Here is a 15,221-nt window from a genome sequence, read left to right on the forward strand (position 1 = left end):
GGCCGCCGTTCAACCCACCATGTACCTGCACCGGGAAGGAACCCCCACCCTGCTCATTTCGTTGGCCGCCTCGTGCTTGTTGCTGTTCGCCCTTTGGAACTGGCCGGTGCTGCCCTACGCGTTGAACGTGCTGCTGACGATCGCCGTGTGCGCCGTGTTCGCCATCATCGTGTGGTTCTTCCGGGTTCCCAAGCGCACGCCCACCAACGACGATCGCGCCATCCATGCTCCTGCTGACGGCAAAGTGGTGGCCATCGAGGAAGTGATGGAGACCGAAGTGCTGGGCGAAAAGCGCAGACAGGTCAGCATTTTCATGAGCCCGTTGAACGTGCACGTGAACTGGTACCCCTTCAACGGCACCACCACCTACTACAAGTACCACCCGGGAAAGTACCTGGTGGCGTGGCACCCGAAGAGCAGCACGGAGAACGAGCGCAGTACCGTGGTGGTGCAGCATCCGAACGGCGGTACCGTGCTGATGCGGCAGATCGCAGGTGCCCTCGCACGCCGCATCTGCACCTATGCCCGCGCCGGAGCGTCCGCCCAGCGCGGTTCCGAGTTCGGGTTCATCAAATTCGGCAGCCGGGTGGACGTGCTGCTACCCCTGGATGCCGAGGTGCTCGTGTCGCTCGGCCAGAAGGTGAGCGGCACCACTACCGTCATCGCCCGCTTCAAGTGATCGCACCATGAAGAACGTACTCACCATCATCGCTACCATTCTCGTCGTGGGTGGCATCGCCTTCGGACTGAACTGGATACTGAACAAGGCTCCGGAGAAACCGACCAAACAAACCGCCCAGCCGTCCACCATCGGTGCTGACAGCAACAAGCCACCGGCCGACCTGGTGATGGGCGATCCGCTCACCGATAGCGGCCTTCAGTTCGATGGTGTTTACCACGCGACCATGGACGACATCCACTACTACATGCGCTTTTTCCCTGCGGGGCATGTAGCCATGGTGGGCGGCCCTGAACGTGATGACAAGACCTCACTGCGCACCATGCTCACGGCATCGGTCCTCAGCCAGCGCAACATCGGCCTCTACAACATCCCCGTGCAATTGCGCGGCGATAGTGTGTACATGACGGCGCACGGTCCGAAGGGCGACATTGAATACCGTTCGCGCATTTCCGACGGGAAGCTCGACGTGCTCAAGCAGAGCAAGGCCAATGGCAAGAAGGCCAACCTCGCCTACGTCTTCGAGGCTGATCCGTCGTGATCCAATAAGTCGATCAGTTCCCGCAGATCTCTGATGCGGTGCGTGGCTTCCGCGCCAGCATGGTTGCTGTGCGGATCGAAGAGCACTTGGTCCCAACCGGCGTTGCGCGCACCGTTGATGTCCGCGTTCACGTCATCGCCGATCATGATGCTCGCTTCCGCAGCCGCCTTCGCCTTCCGGAGCGCGTAAGCGAAGATGCGGCCGTCGGGCTTGCGCGCCTGCGCCTGTTCGCTCGTGATGGTCGCCACGAAGTACTCCTCCAATCCGCTTGACCGCAGTTTGGTGTGCTGCGTTTCCTGGAAACCATTGGTGACGATGTGAAGCGCGAAACGACCACGGAGCTGATCGAGCACCTCGAGCGCACCGGGCATCAGCGCTTGCTTGCGGGGGCAGCGTTCGATGTACTCGTCACCCACTGAGCGCGCCAACTTGTCGTCCTTCACCCCGAACTGCAGCAGTGCATTCCTGAAACGAAGAACACGCAAAACGTCCTTGTCCATTCTCCCGGCTGAATAGCCACGCCACAGCTCCGCATTGATCTCCTCGTAGGCGCCGATGAACTCGTGGACATCAGCAATGCCCCGGCCCGGAAAGTCATGCTCGTGGAAGAGCTCCGTGAGCGTGTCGCGCGAATTGGTGCGGAAATCCCAGAGCGTGTGGTCCAGGTCGAAGAAGAGATGCCGGTAGCGCTTCACTTGCCGAGGCTCCAGAAGGCGCTGAGCAGCACGCTCCAAACGGCCACCGAACCGAGAAGCGCGGGGACAGTTCGGCGGTCGTGCTTGAAGTATTTGGCAGCAAGGATGCTGCCCACGGGAATGGAGATGAACGGAAGAACTGCGGCTATGCCCAATAGACCGTGCATGCCTTTGACCTTCACCACGAAACGATTGAACCGGGTGAAAACCCTCGGGTGTTTGCCGGTCCTTTCCGCCTTCCGCAACGCCCGCTTGCGTGCCCATTCCATGAGCCAAGCGCTCAGTCTGAAGAACAGCAGTGTTCCCAAACAACCGCCAACAAAGGACCAAAGCATCACCCCGGTGAACTTGCCGCCCAACAACAAGCCGACCGCCGGAGCGAACATGAACTTCACCATACCGGTGCCCACTACGGTCAATATCTCAAGCGGGGAAAGCATGCTAGATCTTGGTGCCGTAAGCCAGATCGCCAGCGTCGCCCAAGCCGGGCACGATGTACGCCTGCGCCGTCATCTCTTCGTCAATGGCACCCGTCCAGATCCGTGTACCAACGGGCAGATGCGCCTTCAAGTGTTCCACTCCTTCCGCGCTGGCGATCGCGCTGACGATATGCACTGATGACGGCTGGCCCATGCGCAGCAAGGCACGGTACACGAGCACCATGCTGCGGCCTGTCGCCAGCATGGGGTCCGTGATGACGAGCGTTCGCCCATCGATGCTCGGACTGCTGAGGTACTCGACTTCCACATCGAAGCCGTCCTCACCCTTGCGGTGCTTGCGGTAGGCGCTGACGAAAGCGCTGTCGGCCTTGTCGAAGTAGTTGAGCATGCCTTGGTGCAGCGGCAGGCCCGCCCGAAGGATGGTGGCGATCACCGGTTGCTCCTTGAGCAGCCCTGTGCGGGCGACGCCCAACGGCGAAGTCACCTCTTGTTCTCCGTACGCCAGCGTTTTGCTCAACTCGAACGCGATGCACTCGCCGATGCGTTCCATGTTGCGGCGGAAGCGCATGCTGTCCTTCTGGACGTTGATATCGCGCAGCTCGGCCACGAAGTGGTTGGCGATGCTTTGCGTGCGGGTCAGTTCCACCACCATCGTTCAGCGCTTGAAGAGCTTGGCCCAGAAGGGCAGCGTGTTGCGTTCGAGGCGAAAGTACGCCGAGGGCACGGCTCCGAAGCCTTCGTAGAACCGTGCCGTGCCGGGGTGGTCGCTTCCGGCGAAGTCGAAGACGTGCGACCGTGCCGTGCTCAGCTCCAACGCGCGGTCCACCAAATGGAACATGACGTTCAGCTCCCGGCCTTTGTCCGTGGCGCCGGACTTCAGAAGGATGGAACGGCCTTGCCCGTGGATCAGGGCCAAAGCGCCGCACCAATTGCCTTGTTCATCGCGCATGCCCAAGATCTCCGCCTCATTACGCGAAACCGCGTCCGAGAGCAAAGCCCCCAAAGCGGCCGCACCGCGAACATCTTGGTCGGGGAACCGCTCCAATGTGGTGGTGGCGTAGAACTCCGAGAACTCATCGGGCAACATCGCCTCACAGTGTATGGAGTTGCTCTTGGCCAGGTTGCGTGCGGTGTTCTTCGTGTAGCCCGAGCGCACTCTTTCCATTCCTCCTGACAAGTCGAGCGTGCAATTCGTCCTGGTGGTGTACGACCAACCCGGCACATCGGTACGGGCCATTGCGTGGTTGCCAGCGATCTGTACCAAGCGGAACGTGGGGGGGACAGCGCGGAGGAACGCTTCGGTCATACCGGCGTCGATGGGACCGGAAGAAAAGATCCCGAGCTGCTGCAGAGCGAAAGGCTGGAAGAGATACGGGATGCCGTATTTCTTCCGTTGGGTGAGCGGCATCAAGGCACCAGTGGCGTCATCCATCAAGGCCTCCCAACCAGGGCTCATCCTGTCGAGCACATAACTGTTGGCATACCATGATCCGTTTACTGAAGCACGCACTGCACCGTCCCAGTGCGCCTTGTCGATGCTGTGATGGCGAACGTGGCGGATCATGGCTTGGCGTAACGGGTTACGTCAAGGATCGCATCGCGCCAGCCCTCGGCTTCCAGATGGTCGCTCAGGTAGCTCTCGTGCCACAAGCCGATGAACGTGCCTTGCACGGCGCGCACCTTGTCCACCATGCGTTTGGCCGCCACGGCACCCTCTGCCGGACTTAGCTTGAGCTTGCGGTGGAGCGTGTTGTCCATCACCGTATGCGGCCAGATGTCGAGTTCGGTGGCCGTTTCGTTCCGCAGATCGTACCACTTGAATGGCGTGCAGGTGCCAGCGCGAAAGCCGAGTTCATCGTGCAGGCCCATGCTATGGTCCTCTCGCACGCCGAGCCGTAGCAGTTCGGCGTACGGCTCGTACTTGCCAACGCGCAGGAAATGCTGGCGGGAAACATCGACCGTGGCACCGGAGGCGGTGGCCAACTCCGTCCGCTGTTGTGCGATCAGCTCAGGTCTTGTTGAACTGTCGTAGGAAGGATGGATACCGATCTCGGCCCAAGCCACACACTCCTTCATGCGCTGCACAAGGAGCGGGAAGGAGGTCGGCACAGCGTGGTCGTGTTTGCCACGAGGGGCCGTAAGCCAGAATATGACGCGTCGATCGGCAAAGCCGTCCGTCCAGTTCTGCAGATCGGTGTAGATGTCGAACGGATCCTGCGTCCTTCCGGAAAGCACCTGGCGCCGTGCGACCATTTCGTCCTTCCGGTTCTCGACGACGGCCCGTAGATGCGCCCCCATCATGCGCCACCACGGTCGACCCAGGTAAGCGAAGCCATTGTCCACGTCCATGGTGAACACATGGCTGTACTTCCGCACTGGCATTGGCACCCGGTCGTCATGCTCGTGCCAAGTGCGCGCGAGCAACAGCGCCCACTCGTCCACCGCGGGCGTGTCCATGAAACCTTTGCGCGTTGCGAGAAGGTCAGCGGTCAGGACACGTCCGTGCCCGTCGGTGCGCTCCAAAGCGTACTCCTCCATCCGCGAAAGCATCCAGAACGACGCTGCGAACACATCGAAGGGCAGGTGACCAGCACCTACCGGGAACAATGCTGCTAGGCCTGGAAGCCGGACAGTCGCGGGATCGCCAACACGTGAGGTCCATTCCGAGAGCAAACCTTCCGCCCGGACGCAGAAAGCAGCGGGTTCGTCGGCAACACCATAGAAAAGCTTCGGCGCGTCGGATGCCCGGAACGAGGTGATGTCGTCATGCCATTCGAGCGACCAGCCAAGCATGCGTTCCAGAACATGGTGCAACGTGTACCAAGCCCTTGGCGAGGGCTGCTCAACGTGCACGGCTAAAGGCTGCATGGGCGACGGACAATGTTAACGCGCACCGCCGCCGGAACGTGCTCAGACCAGATCGCGGACAAGGATGTCGCACACACGATCGGCCGCTCGGCCATCACCGAAGAGCGGCGGGCATTCCGGCCGGCCTGTGCGCAGGAAACGATCAGCACCGCTCACGATGAGGTGCGGGTCGGCGCCTGCGAGAACAGCTTGTCCATGTTGCACGAGTTCGACCCATTCGGTCTCCGGGCGCAGGATCACGCAGGGTTTGCCGAAGAAGAAGGCCTCCTTCTGAACTCCGCCGCTATCGGTCAGCACGAGCCGGGCATGCCGTTCGAGCATGATCATGTCAAGAAAGCCGGCCGGTGGCATCAGCTTCATCCACTTCGAGGATCGGACACGCCGTTGCAACGTCCCGTCCATCACCGTATCGATGCACTTCTTCAAACGCGGGTGTACGGGTAGCACTACCGCGAGCGAATGGCGCTCAGCCACATCAAGGAGTGCACTGAAGATACCGTTCAATTGTTGCGCGATATCGGTGTTGTGGTCGCGGTGCACTGTGACGAGGAGGAAATCATCTCCGCGGAGGCCCAGGTCGTTCAGCACCGTACTGCGCGAAGCGGCGAGGTCAGCGAAATGCAAGCTGTTGTCGAACATCACATCGCCCACCATGTGGACCACCGGTTTGTTCGCGGTGGGCTTGCTGTGGGGTTGCCCACTGAAGCCTTCGCGCAGGAGGTTCTGCACGCCCGTATCCGTGGGGCAGAACAGCCAAGTGCTGCAATGGTCGCAAGTGATCCGGTTGATCTCCTCGGGCATGGCCTTGTTCCACGAACGAAGGCCGGCTTCCACATGCGCCACAGGTATGTGCAGCTTGGCGGCGGCCACCGCTCCGGCCAGTGTGCTGTTGGTGTCACCGTACAAGAGCACGGCGTCCGGGCGTTCGTTCAGCAATTGCGCTTCGATGCCTTCGATCATCCGGGCGGTTTGTACGCCGTGACTGCCCGAGCCCACGTTGAGCTGCACATCGGCATCGGGTACACCAAGTTCATCGAAGAACACGCGGCTCATGTTCGCATCGTAGTGCTGGCCGGTGTGCAGGATCGTCTCGCTGATGCGGTCGCCGAACCCCTTGCTGATCGCCCTGCTTATGGCTGCGGCCTTGATGATCTGCGGGCGCGCGCCGACCACGGTGATAAGCTTGATCGGTGAGGTCATTTTCAATGCAGCATGCCTTGGTCCGCGAAGCTGTAGAATCCTTGTTCGGTGACGATGAGGTGGTCCTGGACCGCGATGTCCAGCAGCTTGGCGCCTTCCACCAGCTTGCGCGTCAGTGCAATGTCCTCACTGCTCGGCCGCAACTGTCCGCTGGGGTGGTTGTGCGCGAGGATGATCCCCGCGGCACGGCGGTCGAGTGCTTCCTTGAAAATTCGTTTGGGATCCGCCACGGTGCCGTGCATGCCGCCATCGCTTACGCAGCACTTGTCGGTCACCTTGTTGCCCCGGTCGAGGATCAACAACCAGAACTGCTCGTGCGGCAGATCGGCCAGCACGGGCCGCAATTCTTCGTAGGCATCAATGCTGGTACTTATCTGCCTGCGCTCAGGTCCACGATCATCCCTTCGGCGGCGGCCCAGTTCCAGCGCCGCAGCAATGGTTATGGCCTTGGCCTCGCCCATGCCGTGCACCTTCATCAGATCGGCCACGCTCATGCGGCCCAAACGGCCCAGGTCATTCCCACCGGCACGCAGGATCTCGCGGGCCATCTCCAACGCGTTCATACGCTGGGTCCCCGTGCGCACCAGGATCGCCAACAGCTCAGCGTCGCTCAGTGACAGAGGACCTTGGGCCATCAGCCGCTCCCGTGGCCGGTCGTCCTTGGCCCATTCGCGTATCGTGGGCTTGAAGCTCTCCTCCTCGGCTGGCATGGCTGCAAATGAAACAGGTCCCCGTTGCCGGGGACCTGCTGCGATGATCTTGTGTTCGGGGCCTACTTCAAGCCGGCCACGTGCTTGGTCAGGCTGCTCTTCAGGTTGGCGGCCTTGTTCTTGTGGATCACATTGGTCTTCGCCAACTTGTCCAGCATGCTGCTCACCTTGGGAAGAAGGTCCGTAGCGGCCTTCTTGTCCGTGCTAGCACGCAGGTCGCGCACAGCGTTGCGTGCGGTCTTGTGCTGGTAACGGTTGCGCTCGTTGCGGGTCTCCGTCTGACGGACGCGCTTCAGGGCTGACTTGTGATTGGCCATGGCCTTCTTCGTGAAATGGGCCGCGAATATAGGCTGTGGCGTTCATCGCCGGTATACCCGGAAAAGAAAAGCCCCCCGACACGTCGGAGGACCCTCCTTAACCACTTTGCTCGAAACTCTTCAGTAGGCAAACTTCTCCTTGCCCCCCAGCATGTTGGTCACGGTCCTCCAAACACACTTCAGGTCGAGGTTGAAGCTCCAGTTCTCCAGGTACCAGACATCCAGTTGGATGCGCTTCTCCATCAGGTCGGGGGTATTGGTCTCCCCGCGGTAACCGTTCACCTGTGCCCAGCCCGTGATGCCTGGGCGAACGAAGTGACGCACCATGTACTTGTCCACTTGGTCGCGGAACTTGTCGTTCAGGCGAACCGGGTGCGGGCGCGGGCCCACAACGCTCATTTGTCCCAGCAGCACGTTGAAGAACTGGGGCATCTCGTCCAAGTTGCTCTTGCGCAGGAAGGCGCCCACCTTGGTGACCCTGGGGTCGTCCTTGGTGGCTTGTTTGTGGCCCGCTTCGGCATTCACACGCATGCTCCGGAACTTGTAGCAGACGAACGGCCTGTTATCGCGACCCAGACGGCGCTGGCTGAAAAACACCGGTCCACGGCTGCTCAGCTTCACCATGAGCGCCAAAATGGGGAACAACCAGCTGAAAACCAGTGTGATCACCAAGAAGGAAAAGGCGATGTCGAACGCCCGTTTGATGGTCCTGTTCCGAGCGATGTCCAACGGCTCGCGACGCAGCTTGCCCGTGGGCACGGCACCGTGGAATTCAAGGTCGGTGGTCTGCACCACTGGAATGAAACTGTCGGCGCTGGGGATCACCCGGAACCGGATGGTGTGTCCTTCGCAGAACTCCATCAGCTCAGTGATCTCCTCCTTGCGCGTGCCGGGCAGGGCGCAGTAAACAATATCGATGCGATTGCGCAGGATGAACTTCTTGGCCTCGGCCACGGAGCCGGTGCGCTTCCCGTTCAACGCGCCCTCCAAGCGGGCATCGCTGAAGATGCCGCGGAACCGATACCCACGCACCGTCTGGTCCTCGCAATAGCGGTAGATCTCTTCTGCGGCAGGGCCTTCGCCCACGATCACCAGGTCTTTGACCGCGGTGAGGGGGTCCAGTTGAAGGACCTTCACCAGTCCGTTCTGGACCTGCAGCAGTGGCTTGCGGCCATTGCGCAATGCAGTGCCCAGCTCTGTGCTGGCAGTTTGAAGCAGTGACCGCTCCCGCCCTGGAGCGTTCGGCCCGATCTTATCGTCCGGTGATAGCATAGTGGTGTGCGATGATCAGGGCTTTGGTCGGGGGGCATCCCGTTGAGCGTGGGCGAAAGTAGATGGGGTGAACGGTCCTGTCAAGGTTCGTCGATGATTCTATTTGATTCGTCGAAAGCGAAAGGCGGAAGTAATGACGCGCTAATGGTTGACGGGTCACCCTCGGAGGTCCCTGTCCGCCCCCCGGAAAAGCCTACCAATGACCATGCCCAGGAAGATCGTATTGGTGACGAAGTAGCGCTTCCAGAGCCTTCCGGGCTCCAATGCCAACCGGTACAACCACTCCAAGGACAAGTCGCGCATCCACTTGGGCGCCCGGCTGTCCACCCCGGCATAGAGGAGGAAGGCCCCGCCCAAACCAAGCATCACCCCGTTCACCTTGCCCTTCATGGCCGCCATCCACCGCTCCTGCTTTGGGCAGCCGAGCGACACCATGATGATGTGCGCGCCCGACGCATTGATCCGCGCGGCCGCTTCCTCCATCTCTTGAGCTGATAGCGCCCGGAACGGCGGCGACTCGTGACCCACGATCGGTGACACGCCATACTTGGCCGACGCCCGATCCCGGATGGTCTGCAGCACGTCCTCCTTTCCGCCATAGAGGAAGACCTTCAACCCCTTGGCCACTGCGCTGTCCAGCAGGGCGGGCATCAGATCGTTCCCGGCGACGCGCTCCTGCTTCACCTTCCCGAACCATTGCAGTGCTTTCAGCACGGGCATACCGTCGGCCGTGGCCATGTCGGCGCCGCTCACCACGGCATTGAAGCCCGGGTCCCGGGCTTCAACGGTCATGTGGGCGTTCACGCAGCACACATATGTGCTCTGGTGCGCGGCGCCCCAAGCGCATACCTGTTCCACGTGCTCCGCGAAAGAGCCCGTGGTGATCCCCACGTTGAGCGCTTGCTTCTTCGGCCGCATGGTTCAGCCCTTGTGGTCGATGGGTTTCAAGCGCACGTCCTTCAGCGTATGCGCCACGATGCGTTCGCTGCCGTTGTCGTACCACCGCACCATCTCCTTCACACCGGCCTCCAAGGTCCACGGCGCGTTGCCGAACGCTGCAATGGTCTTGTCCATGGGTGTGATGTAATCGCTGGTCATGCTGCGGAAACGGCCGGTGGTGATGGGGAACGGAATGCGGAAGACCTTGAGCACATCGCCACCGAAAGCAATGCTCCTGACGAGCCATGTGGGTATGTAGCGCACGGGCTTCTTCACCAGCGCACGGCTTATGGCATCCACCCAAAGACGCAGGTCCATGGGTTGATCCCCCACGTAGAACACTTGGCCGTTCACCTTGTCGAGCGGCGCCTTCAGCATCTGCTCGATCTGCCACACCACGTTGCCCACGTAGCCGTAGCTGCGCACCACCTTCTTCTTGCTCGGGTGGAAGTAGAGGCCCTTGCGCATCACCTTGAACATCACATCGCGGTAGCGCAGGCTCCACGGCCCCCAGATCGTGGTGGGACGGATGATCGTCCATGCACACTGCAGGCCGGCCTCGCGTGTGTGCATTTCGGTGAGCCGCTTCGTTTCGCCATAGAGCGTGAAGGGCTTGAAATCGAGATCGTGCTTGGGTTGGTAACCCGCCTCGCAAACGAACTGCGTACTGGTGACGATGATGCGCTCGATGCCCGGTGTTCCCTTCACCACTTCCAAGAGCCGGCGTGTGCCCTCGTGGTTCTGTTGGTAGGCCTCGATGTCGTTGGGTTCATCGGTGTCGGCACGGGCGGCCAGGTGCACCACATGCGTTGGCTTGAACTCCGCGAAGTACTTGTGGAGCCCGGCCTGGTCCATGATGTCGCACAGCTGCCAATGCGGGTTGTGCGCGGGATCAAGCGGCTTGTTCCAATCGAGGTTGAGCAGTGGTATGCCCTGCTGCAGGAAATGTTCAACGAGGTTGGTGCCGATGAAGCCCGAGCCACCCGTGATGAGAAGTCGCATGCTCATATGTTTCACCCCGACTTGTCGGTGATCCGTTCGTTCCCTTCGACGCTGGCCAGAGCGTCTTCCATGTTGCGATGAAACGCCTCTAACGTGAACTTCCGCAGGAAGATGCGGCGGCCCTCCTCTCCCATCGACTTCCGCAGCACCGGGTCGCGCACGAAGCGTTGCAGTGCTTCCGCAACAGCGTGCGCGTCCTGCACGGGCACCAACAGTCCGCTACGGCCGTCCTCCACCACGCTGGGGATGCCGCGCCAATGGGTGCTCACCACGGGTTTGCCGAACTGCATGGCCTCGGCTATGACGAGCCCGAAGCTCTCCGCTTCGAAGTAGCTGGGGAAACAGAAGATGTCGCACGAGGCGAACTTCTGCCACTTGGCATCGCCGCTGAGCACGCCCAGGAACTCCACTTTATCGCCAAGGTCGTGCTGGCGAACGAAGCCCGTGCACTCATCCCGGAACGCTGCGTCACCCCACTTGCCCATGATTTCGAGCTTTACCTGTGGCTCGAGCACCACCAGTTCCTTGAAGGCTTCCAGCAGCACGCGCACCCCCTTGCTCGGGATCAGCACACCGGTGAACAGGATTTTCAGTGGTTCGCCGGGAAGTGCGGTGCGCTCCTGCACATTGTCTTGCATGTTATCGATCCCGTTGGGCACGACGATGCTGTGCCGAGCGCCCAAGGCCGCGCCATCATCGGGGTTGAGCGCGCTGGTGCGGATGGCTAGCGCGTGCCTGCGATAGGCCCCATCGAAGAGCAACCGGAACGGTGCAGGCAACCGCGGGCGGAAGGTGCTGACGCCGCCTGCGTGAAAGTGGAACACGGTGTGACGGAACAGCCAGCGCGTGGAGCACAGCAGCACCAGATCGCGCAGCACGGGCACCATGTTGGGGCCGCTCGGCGGGTAGTAGAGCAAACGAGCCCCGGTGCGGAAACGCGCCACCCAGATGCGCAGGATAGTCGTGAAGAGCACCCACACCTTCTTCAATCCGAACTTGCCCACGCTCTCCATGTCGTCGCTGAAGGCCAAGCGCACATGGAACAGTTGCACGCGGGTGAAGTGCCCTTGCAGCAGCTTCTCGATCATTACCGCCTGGCCACCGAAGGGCGGCGGCGTTTGGCCCACAACGAGCACACGGACAGGAGCGGTCGGCACGGGGCCGAAGCTATCCGGGCGGTTTGCCGTATGGAAGCAGAACAGTAGTTCGGGATGAACGGCATGCTGTGGGTTCTTCCAACTGCACGGAGCGATCCAGCGGCTACATTCACGCTCACGATCCGGCACCATGAAAAAGCTCCTGACCATCCTGGCCTTCGCTGTCGCGTGTGCTGGCCATGCCCAGCACATCAACAACCCTTATCAGGACCATACCAATCAGCCTTTCGGATTGCCCACACCCATCAATACGCAAGGCAACCCGAGCAACTATGTAGGCGAGTACCAGATCTTCTTGGATGACCACTACTGGAACCCAGGAACGAACGCCTACGTGAGGATCGAAGCGGTATCGTTTCCGTTCACGCCACTACCGGAGGAACCAGACATCACAGCAAGGACACTGCTGATGCCCGACTTGACGAGTTACGGCTTCAATGAAGCGCCAGGGCCTTGCCACGGCTGGGCGTGGAACAGCACGAACCATGGCGACCTACTGGACCCCAAGCGTGACCTGATGCGCGAAACACGCATCGACTTCAATGGGAGTTCCCCGGGCGGTGCTGGTCTTTTCATGACCGACCATTGTGGTTTGATCACGAGCCTCTGGGCAAGCACCGCTGGCGCAACACATGATTGTGCCGACCCGACCGAGCGCGTTTATCTGCCTCACACCATCCTCAAGCACACCATCTATTGGGTTGACGACGACGGAAAGACCGTTGACTCCCTCTCGTGGCTCTACGACCATACTCGCGGTCGCATGCGGAACTATCCGTTCTGTTGGAACTGCTCTTCCCTTCCTGCTGCGTACGATGTCTGCTTTCGGCCTTACGCCATTGCCGACCCGTACGGTCACACGTACCAGGAATCAAGCAATGGTGCATGGGTTACCGGCTTCGGCCTGGCCGCAGGTACCCCCAACTACTTCCCTAAACCCTACAGCCCACTTGATTGGACCGTTCAGCTTTGGCCGGACGATGACAACGACCCCTTCGACCCTCTGAACACCGATGGCCTTCCCGTCCGTCACGCGCCCTATTCACTTCTTGAGGCCCCTTTGCTCAATCATAGTGCGACGGCCTATGCTGGTTACGACATCCCCGGCCTGAACGGCCAGCAACCCATCTTCTTCAACGACAATTCTTGGGACTACCCCTGGGCCATGGTCATCGACAAACCCATCGACCTCCACCTCATCAACCCCTCGGACAAGATCATCTACAACCCCAGCGATGTCGATATCAACATAGACGGCAATCTCTATCCCAATAAGACCCTCGTCTTCCCGAGCGGCTACACGTTCCGCACCGTTCATGGCCAGCATCCCAGCGAAGCGGATGTCGTTGCGAACGACCCCATGGGCTTGCACCCCAACCCCGCAAATAGCGTTGCCAGCACGTTGGGACCCAACAGTTCTATCTACCGCATCCGGTCTGGCAGCACCCTGGAGATCCAGCCGTGCGTCACCATCATGGATGCCGTCTTCATTGTGGAGGCCGGCGCCACGTTGCGCTACGATGCCGCTTACGTCGATGGCAACTTCACCGTGGATGACCAGCCCGGCAGCACCGTTGAACCGCTCATGGTGGCACCGCCGGCATTGCCTTGCGTGAGCGAGTGCTACTCAGATGGTTGGATGGAGATCGGCAGCCGGGACGTAATCAGCAGTGAAACGTGGAACGTGAGCAGCATCCCATACGATGGCAATGCCGATGGCATCCTGCGCATCGGTGGCACCATCCGCGTGAAGCCCGGTGTGCTGCTCACCATCGAGGACAATGTGCGCCTGGAGTTCGGGCCGCATGGCCGCCTGATCATTGAGCGCGGCGCTCGTGTGGTGGCCGACCATGCCATCTTCACCAGTGCGTGCCACAACATGTGGCACGGCATAGAGGTGTGGGGCACGCGCGATGTTTCACAAGACCCCGTCGGATCCACTTCGGACCAAGGCTCCTTCTATGCGGGCTATTGCATGTTCGAGAACGCCCGCGAGGCAGTGCTCGTTGCTCGCAGCGACGACCCTACGGAAGAAGACGATTACAACGGCGGTGTGGCGCAACTATGGTACAGCAACTTCCGGAACAACGGCAGGGATGTACACCTCGCTCCAACGGCAAACCTTCAGAACGGCGTTGAGCACAGCAACCGCAGCCATATGATGCAGAATACCTTCACCACTGAGGGCTATTTGGTGGATCCGGCATACACCGATGGCTTCGGAGTGAGGCGTGCCGCACCGGACCACGTACTACTTGATGGCGTAAAGGGCGTCCTCGTGCACTACAACGACTTCTCCGTGGTTCCGCCAGTGGGTGCACCGTTCCTACCTCATTTGCGCGGCAGCGGGGTGAACGCGATGAACTCAGTGCTCAGTGTCAACAGCAACGAATTCAGCGGACTCAGCGAGGCCGTTTGGCATAGCCGGGGCACTGCTCCCATCGCAACGGCGTTCATCAGGAACAACAACATTCATGATTGCGTACATGGCATTGCCACCGACGAAACACTGCTGGACGAGATAACGGGCAATACGATCTCCGTGCCCGAAAGCGACCGGTTCGACTATCCGGACGGGGATGTCAACAAGGGCTACGACCATCCCGTGGGGATCTTCACACAACAGAGCACCGCCTTTCATATCGAGGGCAACACGATCACCGGCAACGAACCGGACGGCCCCGGCGATCAGGAATTCTGGAGCTACGCATGCGTCATCAATCAGAGCGACCCTTATGGCGCATCAGACAAGCGCACGGCACAAGTGTACCGCAACACCGTTTATGACACCAATGTGGGCGTGCAGTGCGAGGGCGACAACCGGGGTGGTGCCGACGGCGGGCAGTGGAACGATGCCGGGCTCTTCATTGAGTGCAACGACTTCAGCTTGGGTGGCGCGATCGAGGACATCCACAATTACGATATCACCATCGTGAGCAACTGGATCTCAGGCACCACGTTCGTTGATGGGTACTTGCGCGATCAGGGAAGTTGCCTGACCACGGAAACGCAGGCTGCGAATATTTTCTCCGCGCTTGATTCGGATGGAGACACGTTCGATCGGCTCTGGTTTGATGACAACACCATTGCCGACAATAGTGGATTTCAGTACCGGGATCACAACGATGGGATAACCCAACTGAGCGGATACAGCAACGCACCCGCGTTGATAGACTGCAACTTCGGTCAAGTGCGCAACTGCGTGATCATGAACGGTTGCGGCAAGCCATGCCTTGAGGTCCGCGAAGCGCAGCTGAAGGCAGCCATCCAGCAGCTCCAAGCAGATATCGCTCAAACCACTGAACCAGTGCTGCTGAGCGAGTTGCAGCGGGAACTGGCCCATCGGGAAGCCCAGCTGCGTTTGCTCTGGAACAGCTAGGCCCGGCATGCCCTCGAGTTCG

The 15,221-nt window shown here is 60.5% G+C and carries 15 protein-coding genes; 3 read left to right on the forward strand and 12 right to left on the reverse strand.

Going from position 1 to position 15,221, the window contains the following annotated elements:
* Positions 1-19 precede the first annotated feature (19 nt).
* Positions 20-679, forward strand: a complete 660-nt coding sequence (locus IPJ76_04635) for a phosphatidylserine decarboxylase family protein (protein ID QQR87517.1) — start codon at positions 20-22, stop codon at positions 677-679.
* 7 nt (positions 680-686) lie between these two features.
* On the forward strand, positions 687-1,220 hold the full coding sequence (locus IPJ76_04640) for a hypothetical protein (protein QQR87518.1): 534 nt from the start codon (positions 687-689) through the stop codon (positions 1,218-1,220).
* Here IPJ76_04640 and IPJ76_04645 read toward each other — a convergent pair.
* From IPJ76_04645 to IPJ76_04700, 12 genes are all read right to left on the reverse strand, one after another.
* Positions 1,193-1,915 (reverse strand): noncanonical pyrimidine nucleotidase, YjjG family, encoded by a 723-nt coding sequence (locus tag IPJ76_04645; protein ID QQR87519.1) that lies wholly within the window; start codon positions 1,913-1,915, stop codon positions 1,193-1,195. The two genes, IPJ76_04640 and IPJ76_04645, sit on opposite strands and share 28 nt — an antisense overlap.
* A complete protein-coding gene (locus IPJ76_04650) occupies positions 1,912-2,355 on the reverse strand; it encodes a hypothetical protein (GenBank protein ID QQR87520.1) in 444 nt (147 codons plus the stop codon). The genes IPJ76_04645 and IPJ76_04650 overlap by 4 nt, the downstream gene beginning before the upstream one ends.
* Before the next feature lies 1 nt (position 2,356).
* Complete coding sequence (gene upp / locus IPJ76_04655; protein ID QQR87521.1) at positions 2,357-3,007, reverse strand: uracil phosphoribosyltransferase; 651 nt, start codon at positions 3,005-3,007, stop codon at positions 2,357-2,359.
* Positions 3,008-3,010: 3 nt separating this feature from the next.
* Positions 3,011-3,919, reverse strand: coding sequence for a hypothetical protein (locus IPJ76_04660; protein QQR87522.1), 909 nt, complete (start codon positions 3,917-3,919; stop codon positions 3,011-3,013).
* A complete protein-coding gene (locus IPJ76_04665) occupies positions 3,916-5,223 on the reverse strand; it encodes a hypothetical protein (GenBank protein ID QQR87523.1) in 1,308 nt (435 codons plus the stop codon). Before IPJ76_04665 ends, IPJ76_04660 begins: the two co-directional genes overlap by 4 nt.
* A gap of 42 nt (positions 5,224-5,265) precedes the next feature.
* Entirely contained in the window at positions 5,266-6,423 is a 1,158-nt protein-coding gene (gene wecB / locus IPJ76_04670) for a UDP-N-acetylglucosamine 2-epimerase (non-hydrolyzing) (GenBank protein ID QQR87524.1), read from the reverse strand.
* Between the two features lie 2 nt (positions 6,424-6,425).
* Positions 6,426-7,133, reverse strand: a complete 708-nt coding sequence (gene radC / locus IPJ76_04675; GenBank protein QQR87525.1) for a DNA repair protein RadC — start codon at positions 7,131-7,133, stop codon at positions 6,426-6,428.
* 62 nt (positions 7,134-7,195) lie between these two features.
* A complete protein-coding gene (locus tag IPJ76_04680; GenBank protein QQR87526.1) occupies positions 7,196-7,450 on the reverse strand; it encodes a 30S ribosomal protein S20 in 255 nt (84 codons plus the stop codon).
* Between the two features lie 120 nt (positions 7,451-7,570).
* The gene (locus IPJ76_04685) at positions 7,571-8,722 is read right to left on the reverse strand and encodes an exopolysaccharide biosynthesis polyprenyl glycosylphosphotransferase (GenBank protein ID QQR87527.1); all 1,152 of its coding nucleotides are present in this window, start codon (positions 8,720-8,722) and stop codon (positions 7,571-7,573) included.
* Between the two features lie 156 nt (positions 8,723-8,878).
* The gene (locus IPJ76_04690) at positions 8,879-9,640 is read right to left on the reverse strand and encodes a WecB/TagA/CpsF family glycosyltransferase (protein ID QQR87528.1); all 762 of its coding nucleotides are present in this window, start codon (positions 9,638-9,640) and stop codon (positions 8,879-8,881) included.
* 3 nt (positions 9,641-9,643) lie between these two features.
* Positions 9,644-10,663 carry an NAD(P)-dependent oxidoreductase gene (locus tag IPJ76_04695; GenBank protein ID QQR87529.1) on the reverse strand — a complete coding sequence of 340 codons (1,020 nt, stop codon included), beginning with the start codon at positions 10,661-10,663 and terminating at the stop codon, positions 9,644-9,646.
* 11 nt (positions 10,664-10,674) lie between these two features.
* On the reverse strand, positions 10,675-11,820 hold the full coding sequence (locus IPJ76_04700) for a glycosyltransferase family 4 protein (GenBank protein QQR87530.1): 1,146 nt from the start codon (positions 11,818-11,820) through the stop codon (positions 10,675-10,677).
* Between the two features lie 130 nt (positions 11,821-11,950).
* On the opposite strand from IPJ76_04700, the gene IPJ76_04705 reads away from it, so the two are divergent.
* Positions 11,951-15,199 carry a hypothetical protein gene (locus IPJ76_04705; GenBank protein QQR87531.1) on the forward strand — a complete coding sequence of 1,083 codons (3,249 nt, stop codon included), beginning with the start codon at positions 11,951-11,953 and terminating at the stop codon, positions 15,197-15,199.
* Positions 15,200-15,221: the final 22 nt, after the last annotated feature.

The sequence above is a fragment of the Flavobacteriales bacterium genome (assembly GCA_016699575.1).
Lineage (GTDB): Bacteria > Bacteroidota > Bacteroidia > Flavobacteriales_F > PHOS-HE28 > PHOS-HE28.